11 protein-coding genes are annotated in these 10,949 nt (G+C 68.0%); 1 reads left to right on the top strand and 10 read right to left on the bottom strand.

The genetic code is table 11. The annotated features are described in order from the left end of the window. On the bottom strand, positions 1-203 hold a 203-nt coding region (locus VEG08_11375), incomplete at its 3' end, for a hypothetical protein (GenBank protein HXZ28583.1). A 40-nt stretch (positions 204-243) separates the two neighbouring features. On the opposite strand from VEG08_11375, the gene VEG08_11370 reads away from it, so the two are divergent. Next, a complete protein-coding gene (locus tag VEG08_11370) occupies positions 244-2,361 on the top strand; it encodes a DUF6044 family protein (protein HXZ28582.1) in 2,118 nt (705 codons plus the stop codon). 1 nt (position 2,362) lies between these two features. On the opposite strand, the gene VEG08_11365 is transcribed toward VEG08_11370, so the two are convergent. From VEG08_11365 to VEG08_11325, 9 genes are all read right to left on the bottom strand, one after another. Next, positions 2,363-3,658: a nucleotide sugar dehydrogenase gene (locus VEG08_11365; GenBank protein HXZ28581.1), complete on the bottom strand. Its 1,296-nt coding sequence runs from the start codon at positions 3,656-3,658 to the stop codon at positions 2,363-2,365. Continuing rightward, complete coding sequence (locus VEG08_11360) at positions 3,655-4,596, bottom strand: NAD-dependent epimerase/dehydratase family protein (protein ID HXZ28580.1); 942 nt, start codon at positions 4,594-4,596, stop codon at positions 3,655-3,657. The genes VEG08_11365 and VEG08_11360 overlap by 4 nt, the downstream gene beginning before the upstream one ends. Positions 4,597-4,735: 139 nt before the next feature. After that, the gene (locus VEG08_11355) at positions 4,736-5,725 is read right to left on the bottom strand and encodes an NAD(P)-dependent oxidoreductase (protein ID HXZ28579.1); all 990 of its coding nucleotides are present in this window, start codon (positions 5,723-5,725) and stop codon (positions 4,736-4,738) included. A gap of 30 nt (positions 5,726-5,755) precedes the next feature. Continuing rightward, on the bottom strand, positions 5,756-6,814 hold the full coding sequence (locus VEG08_11350; GenBank protein HXZ28578.1) for a nucleotidyltransferase family protein: 1,059 nt from the start codon (positions 6,812-6,814) through the stop codon (positions 5,756-5,758). A 2-nt stretch (positions 6,815-6,816) separates the two neighbouring features. Then, the gene (locus VEG08_11345) at positions 6,817-7,461 is read right to left on the bottom strand and encodes a NeuD/PglB/VioB family sugar acetyltransferase (protein HXZ28577.1); all 645 of its coding nucleotides are present in this window, start codon (positions 7,459-7,461) and stop codon (positions 6,817-6,819) included. A gap of 127 nt (positions 7,462-7,588) precedes the next feature. Then, entirely contained in the window at positions 7,589-8,686 is a 1,098-nt protein-coding gene (locus VEG08_11340) for a GNAT family N-acetyltransferase (protein ID HXZ28576.1), read from the bottom strand. 40 nt (positions 8,687-8,726) lie between these two features. Next, positions 8,727-9,275 carry a GNAT family protein gene (locus tag VEG08_11335; GenBank protein ID HXZ28575.1) on the bottom strand — a complete coding sequence of 183 codons (549 nt, stop codon included), beginning with the start codon at positions 9,273-9,275 and terminating at the stop codon, positions 8,727-8,729. Between the two features lie 17 nt (positions 9,276-9,292). Next, positions 9,293-10,258, bottom strand: coding sequence for a hypothetical protein (locus VEG08_11330; GenBank protein HXZ28574.1), 966 nt, complete (start codon positions 10,256-10,258; stop codon positions 9,293-9,295). Positions 10,259-10,316: 58 nt separating this feature from the next. Then, positions 10,317-10,949, bottom strand: a 633-nt coding sequence (locus tag VEG08_11325) for a hypothetical protein (GenBank protein ID HXZ28573.1), incomplete at its 5' end; no start/stop codon positions are given.

Genomic DNA, 10,949 nt, shown 5'->3' with positions numbered 1-10,949 from the left:
TAGAGGGCGGAGCCGTGCACCAGCCGCCGCATCACCACCTGCACCTGCGAGACGGTGGAGTCCACCTCCACGGAGGGCAGCGACTCGGCCGGGATGGGAGGCGGCGCTGGAGCGTCAGGCATGAGCGCTGGGTGGCGGCGTATCAAGGGCGGCAAGCGCCCGGCGCGCTTGCGCCGCGCCGCCGCCACGAAGCTTGTTATCATACAGGCCGGCTTTCGGACGGAAAGGAAAATTCTCTTGCCCATGCCGCCGGCGCCGCCGGACTCCTCCCAGCCCGCCGCTCCGCCCCAGCCGCCTCTGCGCCGGGCCGCGCTCCTCTTCTTCCTATGGGCACTGGGACTCTCGGCGTCGTATTGGATCTTCGGCCCCAACTCCTACGTTCGTTTGCACAACAACGGTGACGCCAACCTGCCCGCCATGCTGGCCCTGCCCGGCAACCTCGCCCAAGGACAGTTCGGCCTGTGGGCGCCGCAGTGGGCCGCGGGCGCCGATCGCCTCGCGCAAGGCACGACCGACTCCCTCCTGGTGCTCCTATTCCTCGTCCTGCCGGGCTGGGCGGCCTACGGCGCCATCATGCTGCTGCAACGCTTCCTCGCCGGCTACTTCACCTGCCGCCTGCTGCAGGACGACCTGGGGACCAGTTCCACCTCCGCCCTTTTCGCCGGGCTCAGCTACGCTCTCTTCTGTCAGGCGGCGATCAACCGCAGTTGGGCGGGATTCACGCTCTACGACGGGTTGGGCGCCCCCGCTTATCCACTCGTCCTCTGGCTGCTGTCGCGGATAGACCGGCAGCGGCCGCTTCCCGCTGCGGCTGTGGCGGTCATAACGGGCGTGCTCCTTGGTCTGACCTCGTCGCTGGTCTATTCCCTCTTCCTAGCCCCCCTCGTGCTGTTCTGGTTCGTGGCGATCTCGCCACGCCGCCGGCTGCGCTTCTGGCTGGGGATTAGCTTGTTTGCCGCGGCATGGGTGCTGGGGACGCTGCCTTCCGTGCTGCCCGGACTGGCGGTCGCGCCTCAGTCCTCTCGCGCCGATGTTGCCTTCGCGCAGGTCTGGGGACTCCGCTCCAACATCTACACCGCCGCTTTGGTGGCGCGCGACAACCTGCTGGCCATCCTGCTGGGACTCGCCGGCCTAGTGGCTGGGCGCTTCCGCCCGCGCAAGTTGTTCTGGCTGCTGCTGGCCGGGGTCTTCTGCGGCCTGATGGAGATGTTCTACGGCCCGCTGGCGCAGGTGCTGCGCCCCTATGCCCGCATCTTCGCCGAGTTCCAGATGGAGCGCTTCAACCTGCTGGTGCCGTTGCTGGCGCTGGCGGCGGCGGCGCTCGCCCTCGATCACTTCCGACAGACTTCCGCCAAAGCAGGCAGAGTGCTGGCACGGGTAGCCATCGTCGCGGTGCTGGTGCAGGCGCTCTGGGTGGAGGCGCGGATCGTGATCGAGCGCCGCCAGGGACGCACCTTCGCCACCTACTATCGCAACCCCGAACTGGAGCGGCTGGCGCGGCAGAACACCGGCGTCCCTCCCTTCCGCGTGGCCACTATCACGGTCGGGGACGTGCTCCCCCTGTTTCCGCCGGGCGCTGCCTGGGCTTACGGCCTGGAGACTGCCGACGGCTTCCTCAACCTGCAGAACCGCCCCTACCAGCAGTTCTGGCAGCAGGTCATCTCCGGCGAGTTGCGCCGGGACCCGGCGCGCGCCGCCGCGGTCCGCTACTGGGGCGCACAGCTTTATTTGTTCACCCCGGCAAGCCAGTGTCCGCAGGGCCCGCTCCCCTTCCACGACTACTACAACCTCGACCTGCTCTCGCTGGCGAACGTGCGCTACCTGATCTCGCCCATACCTGTGAGCGACGCGCGCCTGAGGCTGGTGTCCGCCCCGGCCGCGGAGGCGCCGCTGGTTCCTGCCACGATCGGCGGGACGGCTCCAGTCTCCTGCCCCTACCGCGGGCTCTATGTCTACGAGAACGACGGCGCGCTGCCGCGCTTCTTCCTGGCGGGCAAGGTGCGGGTGCTCGATGATCGCGAGCAGCTTCTCGCCACCCTGGCGACGGCTAGCGGCGGTGATCTGGCTTCGACGGTTTTCCTCGACGCCGCCGCCGCGCGCGGGTTGGCCCTCGATCGCCTGGGAACACAGGCGGGCAGCGTGCGCCTACAACGCTATACCGCAGATCGCATCGAAGTGGAAGTCGAGGCCGGCTCGCCCTCCATCTTCCTCATCACCGATTCCTACAGCCCCTACTGGCACGCCTGGCTCGACGGCGCCGAGACACAGGTCTTCCCTGCCGATCACACCTTCCAGGGGATCTTCGTCGAGGCCGGACGGCATAAGTTGCTGCTGCAGTACCGGCCCGCCTACCGACCGTGACCTACGCGCGGGCAGGCTGGTCTGGGCGTCCCACTCCGATGTAGATGAGGCCTGCCGACCGCACCTGCTCCGCGGCCCAGAAGCAGCGGCCATCTACGACCGCCTTGGTCCCGCGCCGTGCCAAGGAAGCGAAGTCCAACTGGACGTAGGCAGGATGCCCAGTCACCAGAACCAGCGCCTCGGCCCCATCCGTCAGTGCGCCCGCCCGGAAGCCGCGGGCGCTCACCTCCGCCTCGCTGTAGAGAGGATCGTGGAGGCAAACCTCGGCGCCGCGGTGTTCGAGTTCGTCCCGGAGCAGCATCGCGGGCGAGTAGAGGTCTTCTCTCACGCCCGGGCGGAAGGCCAGCCCCAGCAGCAGCACGCGGCGTCCGCGCAGACCTCCGAGGGCATGCTCCAGCCGGGCCACCATGTGATCCGCCTGCCCGTCGTTGATGCGGCGCGCGCGCTCCACCAGGGTCGCGGGAGTGCCCCGGAGCACCGCGTCGCGAATCAGGAAATAGGGATACACGGGCGTGCAGTGTCCCCCCACGCCGATGCCCGGGCGCAGCAGGTAAGTCTCGCCGTCGGTGTTGGCGGCGTTGAGCACCGGCTCGAGATCGGTCCCGATGATTTCGGAGTAGCGCGCCAGCTCGTTGGCCAGGGCGATGTTGACGTCGCGATAGACCATCGCCGCCAGCTTCACCAGTTCGGCGGCTTCCAGGCTGCCCATGTTGAAGACCGGGGCACCCACATAGGTGCCATAGAAGGCCGCGGCCCGCTCCCCCGCGGCCGCCGTCAGTCCTCCCACCACTTTGGGGGTTTGGCCGATGCGCTTTAGGACGGTCCCGCTCTTGATGCGCTCCGGGGAATAGACCAGGTCGAAGTCGCGGCCCGCCTGCAGGCCTGTCTGCTCCAGCAGAGGACGGATGCGGTGTCGGGTGGTGCCGACCGGCACGGTGGTCTCGTAGCAGACCATCGCGCCGCGCCGCAGGCTGCCCGCGATCTGTTCGCTCACCGCCAGCACCGCCGAAAGGTCCGCCTCCCGCTGTGGCGTAAGCACCGCGGGGACGATGACCACCACCACTTCGGCGGCGGCGATGGCGGCGGGCACGTCGGTGGTAGCGCGCAGCCGCCCGGCCTTCACTGCCGCCGAGAGCATCTCCTCCACTCCAGGCTCCTCGATGGGGCAGCGACCGCGGTTGATGGCATCCACCAAGTCCTGGCGCAGGTCGCAGGCCATTACTTCCGCGCCTCGGCTGGCGAATTGGCAGGCCAGCGGCAGTCCCATCTTGCCAGCCCCGATCAGCGCGACCTTCATGGCCGAAGCTCCGGATGACGGGTGAACCAATCCAGCGTGAGCTGCAGCCCGCGCTCCAGGTCCACCTTGGGCTGATAGCCGAGCAGCCGCTGGGCCAGCGTGATGACCGGGGCGCGGTCGCGCACCTCGGCGCGCTGCACGGCTTGGAAGCGGACCTCCGTTCCCGGGGCCAGCCGAGCGATGCGCTGGGCGAGACCCAGGGTGCTCTCCACCGCCTCCGGATTGCCCACGTTGAGCACTTGGCCCGCCGCCGCTTCCGGCGAGGCCAGCAGGCTCTCCACCGCGTCCACCAGGTCTGAGACGTAGCACCAGGCGCGCGTCGCGGAGCCGTCTCCGTAGACGGTCAACGGCTGTCCCGCGACGGCAGCGCGGCAGAAGTTGCTGATGGCGCCTTCGCCCACCTGCCGCGGCCCGTAGATGTTGAAGGGACGCACCACCGTGGCCGTGAACCCGTGCTCCTCCCCGAAGCGCAACGTGAAGTGCTCCCCCGCCAGCTTGCTGGTGGCGTACACCCAGCGGCGGTCGGTGGAGGGTCCGATGCCACAGGGGTCGGCTTCGCTCACCTGGCGGGCATCGGCGCCAAAGACCTCGCTGGTGGAAAAGAAGACGAATTGCCGCACGTGCCGGCGCGCCGCCTCCTGGAGCACATTGCGCGTTCCCAGGATGTTGACCTCCAGCGTCTGCAGGGGTTCGCGATAGTAGCTGCTGACGCCGGCGATGGCGGCGAGGTGCACCACCACGTGCGCGCCTTCCAGAGCGGGCGCCAGCGAGTCCGTGTTGAGCGTGTCTCCGGTCATCAGGTGCACGCGCGGGTTCGCTTTCACTTCCGGCGCCAGGGAGAGCGAGTCCCGGCGGAAGTTGTCGAACAGGACGACCTCGTCCTTGCCAGACAAACGCTCAGCCAGGTGGGTCCCCACGAACCCGGCGCCGCCGGTGATCAGGATCTTTCCGATACCGCCTCCCAGAATGCTGCGTTCGGGGTTCCTTTTCTCATCCTGCGGCAGCGCTCTAGGTTATCCCAGTTCCGCGCCCCGGATTCGTGGTCAGTTTGGTTCTGCTCGCGCTTCGCTCCGGCGCTCAGTTGCGGTAGGCGGGGTCGGAGAAGTCGCTGAAGACGCCCTGCTGGATGGCCTCGGCGATCTCGCGGATGCCGTCGGGCACCCGCGCCGTGATCTGGAAGGCTAGGACCTTCTGCACCTTCTCGAACGACACCCGGTAGTCGCGCGGGTCTTCATGCTTCTCGACCACCTGGATCTCGACCGGATGCGGCACCTGCGCCCGTACCAGCTCCACGATCCCCTTCTTCTGGTAGTTCTCGCGGGTGTCGCCCACGTTGAAGACCTGGCCGCGCACCTTCTCCGGCGGGGCCTCCAGCGCCATCACCAGGGCGCGGGCGGCGTCGCGCACGTGGATGTAGGGCCGCCAGAACTGCTCCCCGAAGACCACCAGCTTCTTCTTGGTGAGCAATTCCATGGTGAACTCGTTCACGGTCAGATCGAAGCGCATGCGCGGCGAGAGCCCGAAGACGGTGGCGAAGCGCAGCACGGTGATCGCGGGCTGGGCTGCGGTCGAGGCCAGCAACGCCTTCTCCACCGCCACCTTGGTCTCGGCGTAGAGCGAGACCGGGGCCAGCGGCGATTCTTCGGTGACGTACTGCGTGGGGTCGGCCATGCGCCCGTAGTTGCTGCAGGTGGAGGCGAAGAGCAATTGCCCGGTACCTTGCTGCTGGGCCAGGCGCAGCAGTTGGAGCGAGGCTTCGAGGTTGACGCTGCGGGCGAGGTCGGGCTGTCGGGCGCAGGCGGGATCGCCCACGATGGCGGCCAGGTGGATGACAGCGTCGGCGCCGGTGAGTGCGCGCTCCACCACGGCCGCGTCGCGCACGTCCCCGCGGATGAAATGAAAGTCCGCGCCCTGGTAGAGGCCGAGCAGCGAGCGCCCGCCGTGCAAGAGCGAATCCAGCACGCGCACCCGGTAGCCGCGCTGCAAGAGCAGGTGGCAGACCACCGAGCCCACGTAGCCCGCGCCGCCCAGCACCAGCACCGTTTTCTTCGAATTTTCCGGGCTCACGCTCTCATCCTGGAAGTGGGAGATGGAAGATCAGGCACGGCCGTTCCTCACATCGTCCTGGGCCTGGGCGTAGTCTTCGGGCTGCCCGATGTCGAGCCAGTACTCGCTGATGGGAAAAGCCACCACGCGCTTTCCCGCGGCCATGAGCGCGGCGATCAGGTCGGTCATGTCGAAGTGGCGGTCGGCCGGGACCAGGCGGCAGAGCTCCGGCTGCAGCAGGTACACGCCCGCGTTCACGAACAGCCGCTGCGTGGGCTTCTCCGCCAGCCGCGAGACCTGCACGCCCTCGGTCTCCACCACGCCATAGGGGACGCGCAGTTCGTAGTGGCGCACACCCACGGTCATGTCGGCGCGGTTCTCGCGGTGGAAGTCGAGCAAAGCGCGGTAGTTCAATCGGGTGAGGATGTCGCCGTTGATCACCAGCAGGGGCTGGTCGCCGGGAGGCATCTGCGCCAGCGCCCCCGCCGTCCCCCGCGGCTGCTCCTCGTCGAGATAATTGATCTCGACGCCGAAGTGGTCGCCGTTGCCGAAGTGCTGCGCCACCACCTGCGACTTGTAGTGTGTGGCCAGGTAGATGGAGTGGATGCCGGCCTCGCGCAACTGCTCAACCGTACGCTCCAGCAGCGGCTTGTCGCCCACCGGCAGCATGGGCTTGGGAAGGTCTTCGGTGAGCGGGCGCAAGCGCTGGCCGTAGCCCCCGGCCATGACCACGGCGGCGAGTTGCGGCGCGCGCTCCTGCTCCAGGAGTTCTTCCAGCAAGGCCAGGTCCTGCACCCGGCCCTGCGCATCGAGCAGGGGAAGATGGCGCAGCCCAGCCTTCTCCAGGATGCGGATGAGTTCGGCATGCGCGGCGCCCAGGGGCGCGGTCAGCGGCGGCGCGCTGCGCCGCGCCTGCAGGGTGGAGACGGGAAGCTGGAGATCGGTGCCGGCGAGCACGGCGCGGCGCAGGTCGCCGTCGGTGACGGTGTCGAGCAGGCGGCCCTCGGCGTCGGCCACCAGAGCGATGCCGTGCGCGTTCTGGTTGATGCGCTGCATCACTGCCAGCAGCGAGTCCTGCGGCGCAACCAGGAATGGTCGAAGGTCCCGCATGGTCAGCGACTCGGCCTCACGCGCGCGGGGTTGCCCGCCACCGTGGCGCGGGCGGGGACATCGGCCACCACCACCGCCCCGACCCCCACCAGCGCGCCCTCGGCGAGGCTCACGCCCTGACGCACCGCAGCGCCGGTACCCACGTGTCCGTACTTCCCGACCCGCACGCCGCCGGAGAGCACGGCGCCGGGAGCGATGTGCACGTGATCCTCGAGCACGCAGTCGTGGTCCACCACCGCGCCGGTGTTGACGATGACGTTGACGCCCAGGCGCGCGCCCGGGTTGACCACGGCTCCCGCCATGATGGCTGCTCCCTCACCCACCTCGGCCGAAGCGGCCACCACGGCCGCGGGATGGATGGCCTTGACGAAGTGGAAGCCGAGCCCGCGGAAGCGCTCAAAGAGCTGGGCGCGCGGCTGATTGTCGCCCACGGCACCCACGCCGAGGAAGGCGTGGCTGACGCCTTCGCGCAGCAAGCGGTCGAGGGCTTCATAGCCGCCCAGCACGCTCACGCCTTCCAGGGATTTGCCGTGCTGCTTGGGATCGGCGTCCACCAGACCCACGACCTCGAATCCCGAAGCGCACCGCAGGACGTCGAGCAGGACCTTGGCGTGTCCTCCGGCCCCGATGCCCGCGACCTTGATCAACCGCTGTGCCCCCTGTGGAACGGACTCTTCTGCCGCGGCCCGGCGAGTGCCGGGCGCAGTGCGAAACAATTGCCGTCCAGTCTACCGTAAGCGGGTGATGCCGCCAAAAGAAGTGGATCCGGAAGCGTTACCGACCAGCTACCCGGACATAGGGCCACCGGATCCCGGGCTCACCGCAAAGGGCCTGGTAGCGGGGCAGGTCGGCGATGAGCGTGAACGTGGAATACTGCCAGGTCCGCCCGCCGAAGCTGCGCTTGAAATGAAACAGGGTGTCGCCGGGCCGGTTGCCGCCTCCCAGATGCAGCCAGCGCGCCCCGCGAGCGCGCGCCAGCTGCGCCCCATGGACGATCAAGAGGGCGGTGCTTCCCAGCCTGCGGCCTTCCTCATCGCTCGTGCTCAGGTGATAGTGAGCAAAATCACGCCCCAGGAAAAAAATGACTCCGCCCACGGCCTTGCCATCGTGGAAGGCCATGGCGAGCATAAATTCCTCTCCTAGGCCGCGGGCCAAGGCAAGGAAGTACTCCTCGGGAAAGCGCAAGAAAGCGGCAGCGTTCAAGCGCTCCATGTCCGCCGTGTAGAGGCGGCAGAACTCTCGCAAGTAGGAGCAGCCTGCTTGCACGCACTCTTCACCAGTCCAAGTCCGGAGTTCCAGGTTGCGGCCGGCAGAACTAAGGTAGGAACGCCGGCGTTTGGCCAGGTCGGCGGGGCGGTCGGCGCCCTCGTCCCAATGGCCGAGGTCGATCGCGCAGGTCTCGATGCTGGGCGCAAGCACCAGCTCCGGGCGCTTCGGCAAGCGGGCGAACGTCTCGACCTGATTCAGGAGAGGATGGAGCCGGAGCACGCAGCAGGTGAGCCCCTGGGCTGCGCACCACCGTCGCAAGCGATCGAGGGCAGCGAGCGTGTCCTCCAGGGGCGGCTCCGCTCCCTCCAGGGGCAACCAGCCGCCGTAGCCGTAGGGCGAATAGCCGTCCACCACGGAAGCGCCGCCCGATCCGGGAGTCCACTCGCGGACCATCAAGGACACCAGGACGCGACCGCCGGGGGAGGGCAGCAGCAGCGCGATCGCGCGCGAGGGCTCGGCCTTTTCGTAGGCCGCGGCGTAGCCCGGGCGATAGTAGCAGTCGGGGGTGGGAGCGCCGCCGGCAAGGCTTTCCCAGCGCGCGTACTCCGCGGGCTGCGCCGCCGCGAGCATCTCGACCCCTTCCCCTGAGACGAGTTTGATCACAGTGTCGTCGTCCTCGGAGGCGCAGCCGACGCGCGCGGGTTCACCCTCGGTTCTGCGGGTGTCTCGCTCTCCATTCGGAGGCGAGCAGCGACATCACCCGGGTGTTGACGTAAGCGCCGTTGCGGAACTGGTCGTCGCGCAGGATACCATCGGTCGCGAAACCCAGGGATTCGTAGAGGTGAGAGGCGCGGCGATTGCTTTCGAGGACCAGCAGCCAGACCTTGTGCAGGTGGAGCTGCCGGAATCCGTAAGCGACGACTGCCTCGGTCACAGCGCGGCCGATGCCCCTCCCCTGCCACTTCCTGTCCCCGACCAGGATGCCGAACTCGGCTTTCCCCACGCGCTGGTCGATCTGGTAGAGACCCGCGTGCCCCAGGCAGAGGTTCGACTTCCTCGCGGCGATGGCCCAGATCACACGGTCCTTGGCGTGGCTGATCGTGTGGATCCACTCCTTCATCTCGCGGCGGGAAAAGCCGGTGGGAAACCCGGTGAGGCTCTGCGTGACCTCCCAGTCGTTGCGGATGCGGTAGAGGCGGTCCACGTCCCCGGGCTCGAACTTCCGCAGCACGACCTGTCGGAGAACGATCATGGCGTTTGCGCAGTCTACTACTTCCCCTGGGGAGCCGCTTGAGGTTTTCCCTCGCTGGCGACCGGCTGCCCGCTCTGCAGGAAGAGCTCGCCCGGGGCCTCGGGGATCGCCGGCCACAGCGCCGACGAGCGGTTCTCTACGAAGATGCCGATGCCGGCGGGATCCAGCACCTGCCGCTTCAGTTCCAGCACCACCTTGTCCATGGGAATGCGCCACGGCGTCTGCCACAGGCTGGGATGGGAAGCCGCGGGCGACCACATCTGCAGGTGCGAGGCTTCGGGGTAGAGTTCCGTGTCCTGGTAGAAGTACTGCGCATTGCTGAGATCGATGCCGCACAGCACCACCGTCTTGTACCGCAGCCGCGCCGCCAGGGCGATCAGCGAACTCAGCGTGGAGAGCTGCTTGAAGAGATAGCGGATGCGGGTGGCAGGCCGGAACAGGCCCTTGCGCCGCAGGTAGGCGACAGCATAGGCGAACTCCTGCTCGTTCCGCGCGGCGGCCGGAAAGGTGTCCACGGTGAACAGCGACTCGCGCCACGCTTCCGGATAGGCCGGCGCATAGCTGGGCGCCAGGTTGCTGAGTTCGGTCGCGACCTTCAGGATCGGGGTGTAGTCCTGCGCCCTCTCGGCCGAGACCTTCCGATAGAGCTCGAACACCCCCCGGCTTGCTTCTCCCAAAGCCTCGAAGAAGTACATGCGGGGAACGAACGGGTGCAGGGGCCAGAAGTTGAAGCCGATAGTGTCGTAGCGCGCGATGGCTGCCCAACGCTCGCGCGAGATCTGGTTGATCGAGGCCCCGCTGCCCAGCAGGAACACGACCTCGCTCTTCTTAAAGCTGGACAAGTCCACTTCCCGCAGCCGGCGCACACCCAGCTTGCGTCGCGCCCGCCGGCACGCGCGCACGTCCCGCAGCCAGTGCCAGAGCAGAAACAGCCGCAGGAAGATGGGATACGGAAGCTTCTTAAGCGGAGCTTTGAGATCCACGGGGTGATCGCCGCTGGGTTGCATCTTACCCTAACCGGCCGGAAGAGACCGAGGCCGCTCAACCGCCATAGATGGCGGCGATGAGGCGCATGGTCTCGATGGCGTCGGCGAGCGTGGCCGATTGGGAAGGCTCCTCGCGCGCGGCCGCCACCGCCTGCTCCGCCTGCAGGCGGAATCCAGCCTTGAAGTCGCGGTCCCATGGGTGCGCCTCAATGGCGACCGGGATCGGCTGGCCCGCCTCCTGGCAGGTCAGCTTCTCCAGGGGCCGCATCGTCCAGCGTGTCCGCGCGGCAGTGACCTCCACCGCCCACGGCCCCGGCTGGTTCCACACCGCCTCGTAGTAGCCGGTGTCGCCGCTCTCGAAGACCAGCTTCGCCACCACCCTGCCGGGCCGCGCCGCATCCCAGGGAATCACGGCTTCGACGGCGCGGACCTTCCCCCGCCCGAAGACGCGCAGGTAATCGACCAGGTGGATGGAGTTGCCGTAGCGCCAGTTCTCCACCACCGCCGTCGGATGTCCCAGGGACCTCGCTCGCTCCAGGTCCTGCTGGTCCCAGACGTGGACGTGGCGCGTCTCCGGATGTGCGCGCAGGCCGGCCAGCACGGTCTGCGTCCCGGAGTAAAAGCGCCGGTTCAGCCCCACCAGTACCCTCCGTTCCCGGCGCCGGGCCTCTTCCTGGAGGAAAAGCGC

This window comes from Terriglobales bacterium, from assembly GCA_035624475.1.
Taxonomy (GTDB): domain Bacteria; phylum Acidobacteriota; class Terriglobia; order Terriglobales; family Acidobacteriaceae; genus DASPRL01.
Note: the sequence above shows the minus strand (reverse complement) of the source record. Positions and strands in the feature narration are given on the sequence as shown.